At 45.0% G+C, this 18,685-nt stretch carries 10 protein-coding genes; 7 read left to right on the forward strand and 3 right to left on the reverse strand.

All coding sequences use genetic code 11. The annotated features are described in order from the left end of the window. The first annotated feature begins 2 nt into the window (after positions 1–2). From FHS57_RS21015 to FHS57_RS21045, 7 genes are all read left to right on the forward strand, one after another. A complete protein-coding gene (locus FHS57_RS21015) occupies positions 3–2,417 on the forward strand; it encodes an ABC transporter permease (protein ID WP_183977135.1) in 2,415 nt (804 codons plus the stop codon). Positions 2,418–2,612: 195 nt separating this feature from the next. Continuing rightward, positions 2,613–5,075: an ABC transporter permease gene (locus FHS57_RS21020; RefSeq protein ID WP_183977137.1), complete on the forward strand. Its 2,463-nt coding sequence runs from the start codon at positions 2,613–2,615 to the stop codon at positions 5,073–5,075. Positions 5,076–5,088: 13 nt separating this feature from the next. Further along, a complete protein-coding gene (locus FHS57_RS21025) occupies positions 5,089–6,177 on the forward strand; it encodes a Gfo/Idh/MocA family protein (RefSeq protein ID WP_183977139.1) in 1,089 nt (362 codons plus the stop codon). A 60-nt stretch (positions 6,178–6,237) separates the two neighbouring features. After that, positions 6,238–8,601, forward strand: a complete 2,364-nt coding sequence (locus FHS57_RS21030) for an ABC transporter permease (RefSeq protein ID WP_183977141.1) — start codon at positions 6,238–6,240, stop codon at positions 8,599–8,601. Positions 8,602–8,665: 64 nt separating this feature from the next. Then, complete coding sequence (locus tag FHS57_RS21035) at positions 8,666–8,890, forward strand: Kazal-type serine protease inhibitor family protein (RefSeq protein WP_183977143.1); 225 nt, start codon at positions 8,666–8,668, stop codon at positions 8,888–8,890. Between the two features lie 243 nt (positions 8,891–9,133). Continuing rightward, positions 9,134–11,476: an ABC transporter permease gene (locus FHS57_RS21040; RefSeq protein WP_183977144.1), complete on the forward strand. Its 2,343-nt coding sequence runs from the start codon at positions 9,134–9,136 to the stop codon at positions 11,474–11,476. Between the two features lie 2 nt (positions 11,477–11,478). After that, positions 11,479–13,887, forward strand: coding sequence for an ABC transporter permease (locus FHS57_RS21045; RefSeq protein WP_183977146.1), 2,409 nt, complete (start codon positions 11,479–11,481; stop codon positions 13,885–13,887). A gap of 7 nt (positions 13,888–13,894) precedes the next feature. Here the strand turns inward: FHS57_RS21045 and FHS57_RS21050 are convergent, their stop codons facing one another. The 3 genes from FHS57_RS21050 to FHS57_RS21060 are packed head-to-tail and all read right to left on the reverse strand — an operon-like array spanning position 13,895 to position 18,590. After that, positions 13,895–14,608 carry a M48 family metallopeptidase gene (locus FHS57_RS21050; RefSeq protein WP_262889953.1) on the reverse strand — a complete coding sequence of 238 codons (714 nt, stop codon included), beginning with the start codon at positions 14,606–14,608 and terminating at the stop codon, positions 13,895–13,897. A 3-nt stretch (positions 14,609–14,611) separates the two neighbouring features. Then, entirely contained in the window at positions 14,612–17,962 is a 3,351-nt protein-coding gene (locus FHS57_RS21055; protein ID WP_183977150.1) for a type I restriction endonuclease subunit R, read from the reverse strand. A 10-nt stretch (positions 17,963–17,972) separates the two neighbouring features. After that, the gene (locus FHS57_RS21060) at positions 17,973–18,590 is read right to left on the reverse strand and encodes a hypothetical protein (protein WP_183977152.1); all 618 of its coding nucleotides are present in this window, start codon (positions 18,588–18,590) and stop codon (positions 17,973–17,975) included. Positions 18,591–18,685 lie beyond the last annotated feature (95 nt).

Raw genomic sequence — 18,685 nt, forward strand, 5'->3', positions numbered from 1 at the left:
CCATGCTTAAAAATTATCTAAAAATTGCCCTTAGAAACTTGTGGAAGAACAAAACCTATTTGTTCATCAACCTCATTGGAATGTCCGTAGCGTTTGGCGTTAGTAGTTTGTTGTTTCTGACTACCTACGACATGCTCACCTTCGATATGTTTCATGAAAAAAAGGGAGATATTTATCGGGTTTATGACAAAATCAACAACGCGGAAGAGACCAAATACGGCAATACCATGCCGCTACCGATGCGGACTGCCCTCAAAACCGATTACCCACAGGTAAAAGCCGCCACACGCATCGTGACAAGTCCAGGTCAGGTGTTAAAAGATGACAAACTTATTAATAGAGGGATGGCGTTCACGGATGAAGATTACCTCAAAATGTTTGGGTATCAATTGCTCCAAGGAGACCCCAAGAAGGCATTGAGTGAGTTGAGTAACGTGGTATTGCGGGAGGATGTGGCCAAAAGTATTTTTGGGGAACAGCCCGCATTGGGAAAAACCATCACCTTGATTTATGACAATCTGCCCCATGCGTTTGTGGTAAGTGGTATCCTTGAAAAAGGCCCTGAAAACACCAGTATCGCCAACGAAATGCTGGTGCGGATGGAGAACCTAGGCGAGTATAACAACAACAAAGACCGCTGGGATGCAAGCCAAAATTCGTTGTACATCCAATTGGCAGAAGGAACCAATCCAGACACATTTGAGAAAGGATTAAAGGCTTTTACGGCCAAATATTACAAAGGCAGCATTGAGCAGCTTAAAAAAGAAGGCGCAAAAATAGACGAACGCGGTGAGGTAATGAGTACCCGAATTATGAAGCTGTCGGATACGCATTTTGATACCAAAGTAGGGGGACGAGGCCGCGCCATCAACAAGTTTTTTCCGTATGTGCTGTTGATTGTTGGCATCGTGATTTTGCTGATTGCCGCCATCAATTTTGTCAATTTATCCATCGCAAAATCGTTTGGACGGGCCAAAGAAGTGGGAATGCGTAAGGCCCTTGGAGCGCTTAAAACCCAAATTGTAGGCCAATTTTGGGGTGAAGCATTTATCATTTGTGTGTTTGCCTTTGGGTTGGGTATCGCGATTGCGTATTTGCTGAATACCCAATACAACGCGATTTTTAAAACCAGCATCACACTTAAAACCATGACCGAACCCATCTTGCTGGTAGCTATGTTGAGTTGCTTTGCCTTCATTACCCTCATTGCGGGCGGCTATCCTGCGTGGGCCGTTACCCGTTTCAATACGATTGAAGTACTAAAAGGGAAAATCAAACTCAGTAGTCGTTCGGGGGGAATTCGTAATTCGCTCATCGTGTTTCAGTTTGCCATGGCTGTGTTGCTCATTGCGTGTACGATGATTGTGTGGACTCAAATAAAATTTTTGCGCGATAAACCGCTCGGTTTCAGCACGTCCGAAGTATATAGCATTCCGATTGGGAACGAGGTGTCGGGCAAGCGCTTGTTGCAGCATTTTCGGAACCGTTTGGCAGGTCAGCCGCGCATTTACAGCATGACGGGCTGTGATGTCAATTTGGGACGCGGGCTAGATGGGTCTTTTTCTAAATCAATGTTAGGGTTTGAACAAAATGGCCGCACTATTCAGACCAATATGCGAACTGCCGACTACGACTACGTGAAAACGTTGGGGCTAAAACTGATAGACGGCCGCGACTTCTCGCAAGCGTACCCTACCGATACCGTCAACTCGGTGGTTATCAACGAAACGATGGCCAAACAATTGGGCGTCAAAAATCCACTGGGCGTTATCCTCAATACCGAGAACAAAGAAAAAGTCATAGGAGTGGTTAAAGACTTTCATTTTGAGTCACTTCACCGCGAAATAGAACCCGTCACATTCTTCATGAATGGTTTTGGGTTGAATTATTTGTTTGTAAAAATTGCCCCTGACCATACGGAAGAAACCATCGCTTTGTTGAAGAAAACCTACCACGAACTCGCGCCTAAATCGGAATTCCAAGGGTCGTTTTTGGATGAAAATGCTGAAAACCAATACAAAAGCGAATCTCGCATGGCACAAATGTTTTTTAGTGCCGCTACGTTGGCGATTTTGCTTTCGTGCATGGGCTTATTTGCCATTGCCATCATGGTGATTTCACAACGTACCAAAGAAGTGGGGATTCGTAAAGTGTTGGGAGCATCGGTGGGTAGCATTACACTCTTATTGTCGATTGACTTCCTCAAAATGGTAGCCATTGCCATCGTCATTGCGTCGCCGTTGGCGTGGTGGGCCATGGATGCTTGGCTTGCTGATTTTGCGTATAGAACCCCAATTTATTGGTGGATTTTTGTCGTCACGGGGCTCATTGCGGTGGGTATCGCCTTTGCGACGGTGAGTATTCAAGCCATCGGAGCCGCACTTTCTAATCCTGTCAAGAGTTTAAAGACAGAATAAGTGTGCTAGCTAGCTGAAGGTTGTGTAAAGTTTTACCCGCAGATTGGCGCAGATTTAGAGCCGCAGATAAGCGCAGATGAATTCTTTCATTAAGTCCTTTTTCGGCGAAAATCTGCGTTTGTATTCGTCTGCGGCATCTGCGGGTGAGATAATTGAAATGGTTTACTTGATAATGTACTAAATCGTTCTCCCAAAATGATTCTCAACTATTTAAAGCTGGCTTTTAGAAACGCCATTCGTCAGCCGTTTTATACGCTGGTCAATGTCGTTGGATTGACCATTGGCATGGTAGCGTGTTGGCTTTTGGCGACCTATTATTTTCACGAAAAACAATACGATACTTTTTTGCCCCCTGTCAACCGTATTGCGGCGGCGGCGTTGGACTTGAAAATGGGCGATACCGAAGGCGTTACCACCAACACACCACCGCCGTTGGGAATGCGTTTGGCCGAATACCCAGAAGTCGAAATGACGGCACGGACGTTTGCGCTGGGCGATGTCCTGATTCGCCAAAGTGAGGGAACAGAAAGTACCGTTTTTAGTGAATCCAATGCGTTGGCGGTTGATTCTACCTTTTTGTCGTTGTTTGAATTTCCGATGGTGCAAGGCGATAAAAATGCACTCAATGCGCCGTTAAGCCTTGTTTTGACCGAAAAAATGGCTCAAAAATACTTCGGAACAACGCAGGCCGTCGGAAAATCACTTTCGCTCAATGACCGTTTGTTTAAAGTAACGGGAGTCGTCAAAGACCTGCCCACAAACTCTTCCCTAAATTTTGGCTTTTTGGCTCCTGTCAAAGACTTTCGGGTGGTTGAAAACTTTATGTGGAGCTGGATATGGCTACAGATGGATACGTGGGTAAAATTTCGTCAACCGTTGACTGAAACCAACATCGCCGCTCTTGAAACCAAGCTCCCTGCGATGGTGCGCAAACACGCGCCCTCGGCTTTTGAGCGGGTAGGACAAAATTTTGAGGAACAAATCAAACGCGGCGACCGATACAATGTTCGGTTGTTGCCGTTGACAAAACTCCACTTGGGGTATCCACAGCTATCAAGTCGCCTCACTACAATCGGTGACGGAAATCAAGTTCGGACGCTTGCCCTTGGTGGACTTATTATATTGTTGTTGGCCTGTGTCAACTTTATCAATCTATCGACGGCGCGGTCTATGAAACGTGTCAAAGAAGTGGGGGTACGTAAAGCCTTGGGGTCTTCAAAAGGCAGTTTGGTAGGACAGTTTTTAGTCGAGTCTTCGCTGTTGAGTGGTGTGGCCTTTTTACTGGCATCGGCAGTCACGTGGAGCGTGTTGCCCTTGTTTAACCAATTGACCCAGATTGCCTTTACGCCCGATGATCTCTTTTCTATGGAGGTGATGCGCATCATCGTGGCGTTGCCCGTCATAACGGGTTTGGTCGCAGGTTTGTACCCTGCGCTGTACCTCTCGCGTTTCAAGACCACCGATAGCATGAAAAAATCGACAGGTAGTGCCCACGGCGGTTTTAGCTTGGTGCGGAGCGGCTTGGTGGTGCTTCAGTTTTCGGTGGCGATTGTGCTCATGTTGGGAGTGACGGCCATGTACCGTCAGTTGTATTTTGCTCAACATTCCAAACTCGGAATGGAAAAAGAAAATGTGCTGATTATCAAAAACGGGCGGCATTTTGCCAATCTGTCGGAGCGGGAGGTATTTCGTCAACAACTCAAACAGCTTCCCGAAGTCAGCGAAGCTACCCATTCTACCTTTTTGCCTTCGTTGGGGAGTTTTGGCGATTTTTACGAACCCGAACAGGGCGAACAAGCCAATGCGGTCGCCCAAAATTTACCCATAAGTTCGTTTATGACCGACGAGCATTTTGTGCCTACCCTAAAACTAGAAATCATTGCGGGACGGAACTTTCGCCCCAACAGCCCTGCCGACTCGGCGGCGGTGATTTTGAACGAAACAGCGGTGAAGGCCATTGGTTGGAAAAACCCGATTGGAAAATGGATGCGTTACCCAGGCAATGCAAACCAGCGTTTTCAGGTGATAGGCGTCATGCGAGATTTTCATTTGGGGTCGGTGCGGACGGTAATAGATCCGACGGCGCTTTTCCACGAATCATCAAAAACGTACCGAACGTGGGGTTCTTACCTCGCCGTTCGCCTACAGCCAGGAACCGAAAAGGCTACGATTCAGAAAGCAACCGACATGTGGAAACGGGCGATTCCTAATGTGCCTTTTGAGTATGATTTCTTGGATGCGTCGTTTGCCAATTTATACCGTTCCGAACAACATACGGCTTCTATTATCATGGTTTTTACGGGTTTGGCGTTGTTTATTGGTTGTTTGGGACTGTTTGCTTTGGCCTTATTTATGTCAGAGCAGCGCACCAAAGAAATCGGTATTCGGAAAGTGTTGGGTGCTTCGGTTTTGTCGGTAACAGCCCTTTTATCCAAAGATTTTTTGAAACTTGTGTTGATTGCGCTTTTGATTGCTTCGCCCATTGGGTATTATTTGATAGACAAATGGCTAGCCGATTTTGCGTATCGGATTGATATTGGCTGGGGAATGTTTGTGGCAACGGGTGCAGCAGCCTTATTGATTGCGCTTTTGACCGTAGGATATCAGTCGTTTAAAACGGCTTTAACGAATCCCGTAAAATCACTAAAAGCAGAATAAAAGACACTATTTTATGAACCGTAGAACGTTTCTTCGCAATGTTTCAGTGGCTTCGTCGGTACTCCCGTTAGCTTCTTCGGTAATTCCCTCACCGCCTGCTGCTAGAAAATTGGGGGTGGCCTTGGTGGGCTTAGGACGCTATGCCGAGTACATGGCCTATCAGGTGAAAGAAAGCCAGTACTGCGAATTTAGAGCACTTGTGACAGGCACGCCTTCAAAAGCCGAATCGTGGGGAAAGGAATACAATATTCCTGAAAAAAACCGCTACAACTACACGAATTTCGACCAAATCAAGGACAACCCTGACGTTGATATAGTGTACATTATCTTACCCAATGCGATGCACAAAGAATTTGCGATTCGGGCGGCAAAAGCAAAGAAGCACGTGATTGTGGAAAAACCGATGGCACTTAATCCTGCCGAATGCGAAGAAATGATGAAAGCCTGTAAAGATAACAACGTACAGCTCGCGGTGGGGTATCGACTTCATTTTGAGCCTTATAACCTTGAAATGAAACGGCTAGGGCAAGAGAAAGTATTTGGTTCAGTGCGAATTGTGGAGGCGTCACTGGGTTATTTTTCAGGTCAAGCGGGCGAATGGCGATTGAACAAAAAATTGGCGGGTGGCGGCCCTTTGATGAATTTGGGCGTGTACTGTATTCAGGCGGGGAGGTACATCACGGGCGAAGACCCTGTGGCCGTCACGGCTCAGTTTGGTCCTGTATTGCGTAAAGAACTTTTTTCCGAAGTGGAGGAGTCGATTACGTGGCAAATGGAGTTCCCTAGTGGAGCGATTTGTACCTCAACCACCACTTGTGCAGCGGGTATCGACAGGCTGTATGCCAGTGCCGAACAAGGACACTTTGAACTTAGCCCAGCGATTAGTTATGGGCCTTTTCGGGGGCGCTCTACCAAAGGAGAAATGGATTTTCCACAAATCAACCAACAAGCGGCTCAAATGAATGCCATCGGGAAGCTATTGTTAGACAATCAGCCCATGCTTGACCATATCAGCGGCATTGAGGGCTGGAAAGACATGAAAGTGATTGAAGCTGTATATAAAGCGGCGCGTTCAGGGAATAAAGTAGGTATTAAGTGGTAATACGCTACTGAAAGTTTTATGCATACATTACTTTTTCAAGGATAGCAAAACGACCTCAAGATGCTACAAAATTACCTCAAAATAGCCTTTCGGAATCTCTGGAAAAACAAACTTTTTTCGTTTATCAACATCATGGGCTTGGGTCTGGCCATTCCGTTTGCGCTTTTGGCCTTGATGCACCTCCAAAGCACGTTTGAGTTTGATAATTTTCACCCTCATTCCGACCGCATTTACCGAATCTTAACCAACGAAGTCACCCGAGACGGAACCGTTACGAAGTATGCGTCATCGCCTTACTTGTTGTCGGACGAATTAAAAAACAACTACACCTACATCGAAAAAGCGACCAAAGTGGTGCGCGATTTTGGTTGGGAACTCAACACGCCTTTTAAATCGCTGCGGGTCAATACGTTGTACGTTGAGCCTACTTTCTTTGAGGTATTTGGTTTTACGTTGGCCAAAGGAAGTGTGCCCGTTGCTCCCAATACCTTGATATTGAGCGCAGAGGCTGCTAAAAAGTTTTTTGACAAGGCCAATCCCATCGGGCAAACATTGATGCACGCTACCTACGGTGCCATGACGGTGACGGGGGTATTAAAACCCTTCAAAAAACAAACCCAGTTTCGGAGTGATGTCATGGTGTCGATGGCGACTTTTGATAAAAAACGTCCCGATGCCAAACAAACTGCATCGTGGGGCACCTACGAAACCCATACGTTTGTGCGGCTCCAGCCCAATGCCGCGCCCAACGCTTTGGAGTCGGCACTGGGGGCGGTGGCCAAAAAGACCAACGTTAACCTTGTGGCGGCCAAAAAAAGCAATGTATTTCGTAAACAAGCATTGGCCGATATATCGCCAAGCGTCGAAGAGTTGCGCTACAACCCCTACGTGGATTCGATGCAGGACATTTACTTCAATTTTGGGATTCCGCTGATGATTTTGTTGCTGGCAGGGTTCAATTATACCAACCTGACGTTGGCGCGGTCGTTGAGCCGTTCCAAAGAAGTGGGAGTCCGTAAAGTAATGGGCGCGATTCGGTTGCAGTTGGTGTTTCAGTTTATTTGCGAGGCCGTCATCATTGCCTTTTTTGCCTTTGGCGTCGGGCTGGTGTTACTGTATTTGATGAAACAAAACTTACAGGTACAATGGCTGACCTGGGAGGTCGAAAACAGTACGCTGATTGGCGGAGTTTTTGTGGCTTTTACGTTGCTGGTGGGAGTAGTTGCGGGGGTATTACCTGCCCTAATTTTGTCAAAATTTCAGCCCGCTTTGGTGTTGAAAGGTGTTTTAGGGCCTGTATCGTTTGGAAAAATAAACTTCCGAAAAAGCCTGATTGTTGTTCAGTTTGTGGCAACGTTGGGCTTTATGTTTATGATTGGTCATTTGTACAATCAGTTTAGCTACATGGCGACTGAAAACGACAACTTCAACCGCAAAGGAATTTTTAACCTATCGTTGGCCGATCAGAACTACCGATTGTTGAAGGACGAAATCAGCAAACACAAAGACGTGGAAAAAGTAGGTCTTGTGTCGATGCCTTTTGGAAGTGTACCGTCGCAGCAAGTCATCAAGGTACACGAAAAAGAGGCAAATGTGCCGACCTATTATTACTCGGTGGACAGAAATTTCATTGAAAACATGAAGCTAACGCTGGTAGCGGGACAAAATTTGCCCGTGGCCTTAAACGATTCAGCGGGAAATTTTGTGCTGCTCAACGAAACGGGTGTGCGGCGTTTGCGGCTCGGTACGCCGCGCGAAGCCATTGGACAACAGGTGTTTCTCAATGGCGCAACTCCCTTGCAAGTAGTGGGGGTGGTCAAAGATTTTTGTCATTTTCATTACCAATACCAGAAAGAGTCGTTGGTGTTTCATTACAATCCTGCGCAGTTTTCGATGGTGTCGATAAAAATAAACCCACAAGCCAATCAAGAGGCGTTTTTGGCCGACATGAAAGCCCTTTGGAAAAAATACAGCCCTTACAAAGAATTGGGGTATTCGTGGTACGAGAAAGAACTGTACGACCGCTATTATCCCGCCGAAGACATGAAAATGATGGGCTTGGCGTCGGTCATTATCTTTGTGATTGCGTTGCTAGGCTTGTTGGGTATGGTGACTTACAGCACCGAAAAACGCTACAAAGAGATTGGCGTTCGTAAAGTGATGGGTGCCAGTGTGTGGGAAATCGTTCGGATTTTGTCGTGGAGCTTTTTGAAACTGTTGTTCATCGCGGCGGTGGTCGCCTTGCCGATTGGGTTAGTCGAAAATATGTTTATGAATAAGATGTTCACCTTCTATGCGGGGCTAAATATTGGTTTGATGGGCCTATTCTTTGGCATTGTATTGGTGGTAGCCATTGGAGCGATTGCCTACTACGCTACCAGAGCGGCGTTGGTCAATCCTGTCGAATCCCTCCGAACAGAATAGTGAAGAGTTGTTCCAACCTTTTTGTGCTGAAAGGCGTCATCACTTCAAATAAACAGTCATAGCGATGAAAAAATCAATATTTGTGGCGCTGGTACTTGCAGGATTGGTAGGCTGCCAAAAAGAAGAAATAGCAAGTGAGTGTGTAGAAAAGCCCAATAATGGCATGGTTTGCACAATGCAGTACGACCCCGTTTGTGGGTGCAACGGTAAAACCTACGGCAATGCCTGTATAGCGGGTACTGTTGGTATTACCAATTTCACCAAAGGCGAATGCGGTAAAAAAGACTAAGTAGTTGTCCACTCGCGTACGAAAAGTGTCCACATTCGGACACTTTTTTGTTTTTATGGAGTTGTAATTGATTGTTATTTAGTGAGTTAGTGGGCTGGCATAGCTTTGGGAGAACAAATAACAACATTCATACAGCCTTTCATTCATTTATAAGTACAGTAAAGAAAATAGAGCAGAAAAGTGTCGTCGTTGCGGCACTTTTCTGCATTTTTTATTGGCCACCTTTTCTACTTTCTCAAACGTATGATTTTCAATTTCTTCAAAATTGCCCTTCGTAACCTCAGACGTCATGCACTGTACGGAAGCATTAACATCGTTGGGCTGTCGATAGGACTAGCTGCCTGTGCTTTGATGGCAATGTATGTTCGGCATGAGTTGAGCTACGACGTTTTTCACCAAAAAGCCCAGCGGATTTTGCGGGTTACGTCTCATTTAAAGACCCCCGAAGCCCCGATGGAGTTGGCCAATACGCCCAATATCTTGGCTCCTTTTTTGAATCGAAATTATCCTGAAGTAGAAAAAGCCGTTCGGTTTCAGTCGATGGCGGCTACGTTTAGCCAAGGCACCAAATTATACAACGAGTCAGACGTATATTATGCCGATGCCTCGGTTTTTGACGTGTTTACCTTTCCGCTGGTAGCAGGAGAGGCCCGTCAAGCCCTGACCCAACCTCAGACCGTTGTACTTACGGAGACATTGGCCAAAAAATACTTTGGTACTACTGATGTGTTGGGAAAAACCGTACAAATCAACAAGCAGCCTTATCAGATTACGGGCGTGATGGCGGAGTTACCGACCAATACCGATTTAAAAATCCGCGCGCTTCTTTCTCACGATTTTGACAAGGGAAACTCTTGGATTGAGGACCTTTCTGCTTATACGTTTGTCTTATTCCGTGGAAAGCCCGATAACGCCGCTTTTGAGAAAAAAATGGCCGCCATCAGTCGGCGCTATATCCAGCCCGAATTGACAAAAATGGATTCGGAAGACTATTCGCTGGAGTTTCGAGCGGAGGCGCTGACCGATGTCCATTACAGCCAAGGCAAGTTGGAAGATACCCCCAAAGGCAACAAACAATACGGGTACTTATTCTCTTTTTTGGCCGTGTTTGTCTTGGTGATTGCCTTACTCAATTACATCAGTCTTCTGACGGCCCGAGCGACCGAACGCGCCAAAGAAGTGGGCGTCAGGAAAGCCAACGGAGCGCTGCGTTCTCAGTTGATTTGGCAGTTTTTGTTTGAATCACTGCTGATTAGTAGCTTCTCGGTCGTAATTGGCCTTGTGATTTTGCAGCTGGTTATTCCTTTGATGAATGATTTACTCCAAACTCAATTTCAAATGACGGGTATGGAACTGGGCGTATGGGCGGCCGTTGGGCTGCTTATCACTACCTTACTCGGAGGGTTGTATCCTGCTTTTGTGCTTTCGGCTTTTCGCCCTGCCGAGGCATTGCGCGGAGGAGTGCATCAAGCGAGCGGCGGTTTTCAACTGCGACAAACAATCACCGTTTTTCAGTTTATGCTGGCCGTTGGGATGATTGCGGGCGTGTTGGTGATGTACAAACAAATGGATTTTCTGCAAAACCATTCGTTGGGTTTTAACAAAAATAAGGTACTGACGATACAACTCCCCGCCGATTCGTTGGCTCAGATGAAAGGATACGCGCTGGCGGCTAGTTTGAAAAAATATCCCGCTATTTCTGAAATTACGGCGGGGTCGGGGTTTGAACCTGCGTCGTTGGCTTCGACCGATTTTACTGTCAATGGCAAAGCAAGAGAGGTGATGACCCTGTTCTTTTTTGTTGATGACCATTATCTTCCTACGCTTGAACTTAAATTAGCCCAAGGCCGCAATTTTTCATCTGCCCATCCTTCGGACAAACGAAGCGGTTTTATTGTCAACGAGGCTTTTGTAAAAATGAGCGGTTGGAAACAGCCGATTGGGCAACCAATAGAAGGTGTGAATAAAAAAGGAACGGTGATTGGGGTGGTCAAAAACTTCCATTTTAAATCGTTGCACAATTTGGTAGAGCCCATGGCGATGGTTTGGAACGTTAATCCACCCAATACACTGATGCTCAAAACCAGCCCCGAACAACTGCCTTTGCTCCGCGCCGTTTGGCAAAAGCACTATCCTTTTGAGCCGTTTGAGTATTCATTTTTGGACAGCACCCTCGAAAAAGAATACCAAAAAGACCGCCTTACGATGACGTTGTTCAATGCCTTTGCGTTCCTTACGATTTTTGTGTCGTGTTTGGGGTTGTTTAGTTTGGTCACTTTTTCGACCGAACTACGCACCAAAGAAATTGGCATCCGAAAAGTGTTGGGTGCGTCGGTAGTGGGTATTTTAACGCTTTTGTCAAAAGACTTTTTAAAATTGGTGGCCTTGGCCATTGTGATTGCCTCGCCGTTGGCCTACTATGCCTTGAATCGGTGGTTGGAGTCATTTGCCTATCACATCACCATCAGTGGGTGGACGTTTGTGTGGGTAAGCCTGATTGCCATTGTCATTGCGTTGGTCACCATTAGTTTTCAATCGGTCAAAGCCGCTTTAGTAAACCCTGTGAAATCGTTAAAATCCGAATAGCTATGTTTCAGAATTACCTAAAAACAACCCTGAGAAACCTCTGGAAACACAAGTCGTTTACGCTTATCAATGTTTTTGGTTTGGCCGCAGGCTTGACGGCTTGCATGTTGATTGTGTTGTACATTCAGCACGAGTTGAGTTTTGACCAATTCCACCAAAAAAAGCAGCAAATTGTTCGTACTGTAATGCACTATAGCATTGAAGGAACGGCCAATAAAACGGTGATGACGGGAACGAAAGTAGGGCCTGCGTTGAAACGTGATTTTGCCGAAATTGAACAGTTTGTACGCGTAGCTGACCCCGCCTTTTCTCAGCAGAAAGTGGTCATAAAAAAAGGAGAACAACAGTTTAATGAATCTCGCTTTTTGTGGGCCGATTCTACGTTTTTTGAGGTATTCTCGTTTTCGTTGTTGAAAGGCGACGCGGCAACGGCTCTGAACGGTACCAACAAAGTGGTGGTGACGGAAGCGATGGCGCGCAAGTATTTTGGGAATGAAAACCCCATCGGCCAAATCCTGCGGTTAGAAGATCGCGTGGATTATACCGTAACGGGCGTTGCGGCCAATGCGCCCTCCAATTCGCAGCTTCAGTTTGATTTTATTGCGTCGTTTATGTCGCTCTCAGCCGCCAAAACCGAGACGTGGTGGAATGCCAATTATGTTACCTACTTCTTGTTGAAACCTGCTACTTCGGCGGCGCAGCTTCAGGCCAAATTGCCTGTCTATATGCGTAAGCAGTCGGCAGAAACTGAAATGACGGGAAAAAACTTTGTCACGTATTTATTGGAACCCTTGACGGACGTTCATCTTCGGTCGGAGGCCGAAGGCGGCATTATTGCTTCAGGTGATATTCGCTACATTTATATTTTCTCGGCGATTGCGTTGCTCATTTTGATTATTGCAACCACCAACTACATGAATCTTACAACGGCCCGCGCAACGGAGCGTGCCAAAGAAGTGGGGGTTCGGAAAGTGATGGGAGCAGTACGTGGGCAATTGTTTTGGCAATTTTTGGGCGAATCAATGGTGGTGACGCTGGTGGCTTTGCTGCTCAGTATCGTGCTGACAGTGGTGTTATTGCCTGTATTTAATACCCTGTCCGAACGCGAACTGACTTTGCAACTACTACTTCAACCCGCAGGAATAGGGGCGTTGGTAGGGGCGTGGTTGGTTGTCAGTTGCATTGCGGGGAGTTACCCATCGGTGGCGTTGTCGTATTTTCAACCTATTAAAGTGCTAAAAGGCGCATTTAAGAATACGGCGTCGGGTTTGGCTCTGCGTAAGTCGTTGATTGTGTTGCAGTTTATGATTTCGGTGTTTTTGGTGATTGGAACGTTGGTGGTTAAGAATCAACTGCATTTTATTCAAAACACAAAGCTGGGGTACGACAAACAACACGTAATTGCGCTCACAACCGACGAGCGAACTAACAAAAATTTGCCTGCCTTGAAGAACGAACTGCGGCAAAATCCGAATGTAAAAAGTATTTCGCTGGCCTACGAAACTCCCACGTTTATTAAGTGGGGCGATGGGCTTGAAACGGTGGGAACGGCGACGCCTGTGCAAAAAATGATTACCGCATTTCCCTGTGATGAAGACATGGCCGAAACGCTCAATTTGGAGTTGGTTGCAGGAAATGATTTGTCATCAGAAGATCTAGAACGGCTCAAAGGCAAAGACGAAAGCCAAGCCGATTACCGCTTTTTGCTGAACGAGACGATGATAAAGCAATTGGGCTGGAAGCCTGCCGAAGCGATTGGTAAAAAAGTACGTGTGGGAGGCCGAACGGGCGAAGTCAAAGGCATTGTTCGGGATTTCCATTTTGCCTCAATGAAACAACCGATTGGCCCGTTGGTGATTTTTCCAGTCACTTGGGGGAATGTGTTGTTGGTCAAGTTGACGGGAAATAATCTGCCACAAACATTGACGTTTTTGGAAAACAAATGGAAAACGTTTGCGCCACATCGTCCGTTTACCTACACGTTTTTAAACGACGAATACAACCAAATGTACGCCAACGAAAATCGTATCAATCAGGTGTTTACGTATTTTTCTGCCTTGGCCGTTTTGTTGGCTTGTTTAGGACTGTTGGGTTTGTCGGCCTACGTCACGGCACAGCGTACCAAAGAAATTGGAATCCGCAAAGTGCTTGGCGCATCCACCGTTAGTATTACAACGCTTTTATCTGCCGATTTTCTGAAATTAGTCTTGGTAGCCATCCTTATTGCTTCGCCCTTGGCATGGTATGCGATGACCTACTGGCTCAATGATTTTGCGTACCGAATTGAGATAGAATGGTGGGTGTTTGTGGTAGCTGGGCTTACGGCTGTTGGTATTGCGTTGGTAACAGTAAGTACGCAGTCGATCAAAGCGGCCTTAATGAATCCTGTAAAATCGTTGAAATCGGAATAAGGAGTTCTCAGGCCATTAGACGTTCTAAGTAGTTTTTACGTTGTTTCCAATCAGGCAAAATTCTTTCAAGCAGAGTGTAGAAAAGTTTATTATGATTATGGTGTATAAGGTGGCAAATCTCATGTATGATAACATACTCAATACAGCTACCAGAAGCTTTAATTAATTGGGGGTTTAAATAGATTGTGCCCTTGGAAGAGCAACTGCCCCAACGAGTAGGCATTTTACGAAGCTTTATCTCTGGAGTAGGTAGCTGATAGGATTCAAAACGAGGCATTACTTCTATTAAAATCCTTTGAAAATGTATTTCGGCTTTTCCACGATACCATTGGTTTAAAAAAGACTCTACTTTACTGGGGTGATTTTCAGGGATATTTATTTCAATAAAGCCGCCGACTAACCTGATATGTTTTACTTCACCTACTTGTATTTTAAGCCTGTATTGCCTACCAAGGTAGCGATGGGTTTCCCCTGATACATGTTGACTCGGGGAGGTTGCAGGCCGAAACTGTTCAAAAAACCTTAACTGTCTTAAAATCCATACTCCTTTTTGCTTGACTATCTTTGAAATTTCTTCGAGAGGTAGTTCTAACGGTGCGATTACCTGAATCATTCCGTTAGGATGTATTTGGATTCTTACAGATTTCCTTACCGAGCGTTTCAACTCGTATGAAAATAGTTGGTCAATTAATTGAACCTGTATATTTGTTGTTATCTCCATTGCTTATACATACCTTAAAGTGGCAATGCTCAGGCATCCTTCTATGAGCTGATCAATAAGGTCATAAGGAAGTCTAATTTGTATTTCACTACACTGTTCAAGAATAAAGTCGTCTATTTCGATTCTCAGTTTTCCAATTAAATCAAAATTGTTTTGCCAATCTACCAGAGGACGATTATTGTCTAAGACTGACTCCCTAATTTTTTGCTCTATCCCTAAAGCTAACCCTGTGTATAGGGTGTCTGCGAAGTCAGTATCTACGAATTTAGCTAAAAGAACTTTTGTGACTCCGTAAAAGGCCATAGCAATAGGGTTTTGCTGTAAAGGACTAGGAGCACCTTCAAAGCGTTCGTTTTCAAAGTTTTGTTCATGTTCTTTCGATCTCGTGTAGTATTCAAGTTCTGAAATTCTTTGAGAATGATAGTCATCAATCGTTTCTTGAATAAGCTCAGCCATTTTTCGATAAAGCTCTGGAGCTTCATTAAGCTTTACTTCAATTGCCTTTAATGTTTTACTAGAAATGTGGTCAGCCTGCGCAGCTAAGCTCTTTTCAGGTTGTAAATTTGATTCCTGTTGACGTTGCTCTTGGTCTAGTAATGCAAATTGAGGGGTGACAATCAGCGTTTCACCCTCTGTACTGATGTACTTATCTATCAACTTACGGACTTGCTGCTCATAAAGGGTGTAGTCTGTTTTGTCGGAGTAGCGCCATTTGACCATGTCGCGCAAGTCCATTAAGGCTTTAGCATCTTTTTTATAGGTGTTAATTAGCTCGGCTGGAGTAGTTTCCATAAAAGCAATACTCGAAAGTGCCAACTGTAAAATTCGAGTATATCTTGAAAGTGACTCATAAAAAAGTTGCCTTTTTTCCTCATTAAATAACCACTCTTCGTACGATTTTAGGTCTAGTTTATTTGATAGACCTTCAAAAATCGACCAGACTTCTGCATGAGCTTGCGGTAGTTTAGCAGTTTCGGAATTTATACTATTGAGAGAGCCTTGTAAATCTTCTAAATCAAAATTCTGTAAGCCCGAATACATGGTTAAAGCTTGGTCAAGGTGCCCTAAATTTCCATAATAATCGACAATAAGACCATGTGTTTTTTCTGGAAAAACCCGATTAACCCGTGCGATTGCTTGTAATAGAGTATGCTCTTTTAAACTACGCGTTAGATACAAAACGGAGTTAGCTGGGGCGTCAAAACCTGTCAATAGTTTATCAACTACAATCAATAACTCGGGTACTTCTTGCTTTTTAAAAGCACCAATCAAGGTTTTTTCATAGTTCTCGACATTTCGGTAACGATCCATTTGCCGTTTCCAAAAACCTCTTACTTCACCATCGTACCCATCAGACTCTCCGTCTTCACCTTCTCTCACATCGGGTGGCGAAATAATAACTTCACACGTAACGCGAAGTTCGTCGTTGGCGCTGCCGATTTCATCAATGTACTTCTTATATTTAACCGCTTGCCATTTTTTTCCTACTACGATTTGCCCTTTCATTCCCGTACCTTGATAGTTGGCTACGTAGTGTTCTGCTATGTCCCAGGCACGGGCATAAATGATTTGGTCTGCTTCATTGAGTATATCAATACGGTTAAATTTTCGTTTCAGCTGCGCTTTTCCATAGTCGTTGAGTGGTTCTGATACCTTATCAAAAAAACGGTTAAGTGCAGAGGCATTAGCCGTAATATGATGATGTCGCCCCTCGTACAATAGCGGAACAACCGCCCCGTCTTCGACAGCATCACGAATGGTATAAGCAGGCTCAATCAATCCGCCAAACTGACGAGCCGTACTTTTTTGCTCTTTCATTAGTGGTGTTCCAGTAAAACCTAGAAAGCACGCTTTCGGAAACAGGCGCCGCATACTAATATGGAAATTGCCGTGTTGGGTTCTGTGGGCTTCATCGACCAAAATGAAAAGATTGGGGGAATCAATCGGTTCGGAGTTGCTTTTTAAGGCAACTTCAAACTTGTTGATGACAGTAGTAATGATGTCATCCGATTTTTCGTGCAATAATGCCAACAGGCTGGTGTCGCGCGGTGGGCGATTTGACTTGTAGCGGATAGGTTCTGTCGATTCTTCTATTTCGTCAGAATCGTTGGTGAGTTTTTTCCGAATCTTATCCGATGCTCCTGTTGTTGCTTGTACTACGTCTTTTTTGCATTTTCGAAATGTTTCGGTCAATTGATTATCTAAATCAACGCGGTCGGTAACAAGTACTATTTTAGGATTAGGAATATCGGGCTGCTTGGCAAGAAGCTGAGCAAGCATCACCATTGTCAACGACTTTCCACTTCCTTGGGTATGCCAAATCACCCCGCCTGTTCGTTTCCCTGAGATTTCGTCTAGCTTGCTAACGCGTTGAAGAGTTTGACGGATAGTAAAATATTGTTGGTAGCGGGCTATCTTTTTAACGTTGTCATCAAAAACAATAAAGTTATAAATTAAGTCAAGAAGGCGTTCGGGGCGGCAGAGGTTGTAGAGTATTCTATCTTGTTCACTGATACTCACTGGGGCCTTACGGAGCTCTTGATAAAATAGGCGGGAGTCATTGTTCATACATGCCAATACCGTGTTTTCGTAGTCGGGCGATAACGAATTATTTACCAGCCTTGTTAAGCGTTCCTCATCTGCTTGACGAATATCTTGTGCGGTTTGCTCGCGCCAACTTGCCCAAAATTCTTTTCCTGTATCAGTGGTAGCATAGCGAGCTTCGTTACCCGCCAATGCAAGCAGTAAATTGGAATAATAATACAAGGCTCGTATGCCACTGTCCGATTGGTAGTCAATGTGTTGAGCAATGGCCTTTTTTAAGGCATGTTGTATTTTGGGGCTTTTACATTCAATGACTCCCATCGGGATTCCGTTTACAAACAACACCAAGTCAGGCCGATAGGCGTCGTGGCGTTCGGTGCGTAAAACACTAAATTCGGGTACTACGTGAAAAACATTGTTTTCAGGGTGTTCCCAATCTACATAGCGCAAGGTATAACTCTTACGGTCTCCGTCGATCACTTGTTCGAAACTCTTTCCCAGCGTTACCAAATCGTAGAAGGCCTTGTTGGCACTTGTAAAACCATCTTGAACGGGCAAATCGCGCAGGGCCAAAACCGCCGCGTTGAGATTGGTTTCGGAAAAGGCATACGTACGCCCTCGGTACGTGATACTGTTGAGGGCGTTGAGCTGCTGACGAAGAACCCCTTCCAGTAAAACGGCACCGCTGCGCCCTCCTCGCTCTGCCAAGGCTTGTGTAGGTGTTAGGGGAATATAGCCCATTTGTACCAGTAAGTGCAGGGCAGGGATTTTACTACTGTCGTTTTCGAGCAAGGAGAGCGTCGTTTCCATTTCGTTGAGATTATAGTTCGTGATAGATTTGAACAAATGCTAAAGCATGGGCACGAATCAGGGGCATCAGGTCGTGCTTTTGGTTTTTGGTTAAGAGTTTGTTATTCGGAACATCCAAAACACTATACACGGTTTCTTCGGGATGATACCCTTCCAAAGTCGTTTCCATGAGTTGAATAATGCCTGCTGTTTTGTCTTTTGATAGCTTTTCTTCACGAAAATAGAGCTTTATCACGTGTGGCGTACCGTTGATGACCAAACCCAGCTCAGGGTTGATACTTACTTCCAGCTCTCCATGTCGCCAAATACGGTGAATAGGTTTAAACCACTCAATGGTTTTACCCCGTAAAAACCGCTTATAGACTTCGACGGCTCTTGTGTAGTTGGCCTTTTTCGAATCAGGTACCAGAGTGCACAATTCATCGAGGACGGTGAGGGGTTCTTCTCTGCTGTGCATTTTGGTAATTCGGTCGCGGAGGCGTTTCCAGTAATCATTTTTGGGGTCGTACTCGGGACGGCACTTCACTGCACGAACTTTGGTTTGCTGAGCAACACCACTGGTCATGGCAAAATCAAGCAAGTCCGACTGGCTGATTTTAATCGGGGTAAATGTAATAACTGTTTCCATGATTTAATAATTAATTATATTTTTGAAACTATGTACAAATTATAAAAGTTCATTTTTTGAAAAATATTTTTTGTAGAATTTTTCAAAATAAATTT

It is taken from the genome of Runella defluvii, from assembly GCF_014195535.1.
In the GTDB taxonomy this organism is placed as follows: domain Bacteria; phylum Bacteroidota; class Bacteroidia; order Cytophagales; family Spirosomataceae; genus Runella; species Runella defluvii.

Bases quoted from the DNA above. Each gene is read 5' to 3' on its own strand.
- FHS57_RS21015 (WP_183977135.1), top strand. From the start codon at position 3: ATGCTTAAAAATTATCTAAAAATTGCCCTTAGAAACTTGTGGAAGAAC.
- FHS57_RS21020 (WP_183977137.1), top strand. From the start codon at position 2,613: ATGATTCTCAACTATTTAAAGCTGGCTTTTAGAAACGCCATTCGTCAG.
- FHS57_RS21025 (WP_183977139.1), top strand. From the start codon at position 5,089: ATGAACCGTAGAACGTTTCTTCGCAATGTTTCAGTGGCTTCGTCGGTA.
- FHS57_RS21030 (WP_183977141.1), top strand. From the start codon at position 6,238: ATGCTACAAAATTACCTCAAAATAGCCTTTCGGAATCTCTGGAAAAAC.
- FHS57_RS21035 (WP_183977143.1), top strand. From the start codon at position 8,666: ATGAAAAAATCAATATTTGTGGCGCTGGTACTTGCAGGATTGGTAGGC.
- FHS57_RS21040 (WP_183977144.1), top strand. From the start codon at position 9,134: ATGATTTTCAATTTCTTCAAAATTGCCCTTCGTAACCTCAGACGTCAT.
- FHS57_RS21045 (WP_183977146.1), top strand. From the start codon at position 11,479: ATGTTTCAGAATTACCTAAAAACAACCCTGAGAAACCTCTGGAAACAC.
- FHS57_RS21050 (WP_262889953.1), bottom strand. From the start codon at position 14,608: ATGGAGATAACAACAAATATACAGGTTCAATTAATTGACCAACTATTT.
- FHS57_RS21055 (WP_183977150.1), bottom strand. From the start codon at position 17,962: ATGGAAACGACGCTCTCCTTGCTCGAAAACGACAGTAGTAAAATCCCT.
- FHS57_RS21060 (WP_183977152.1), bottom strand. From the start codon at position 18,590: ATGGAAACAGTTATTACATTTACCCCGATTAAAATCAGCCAGTCGGAC.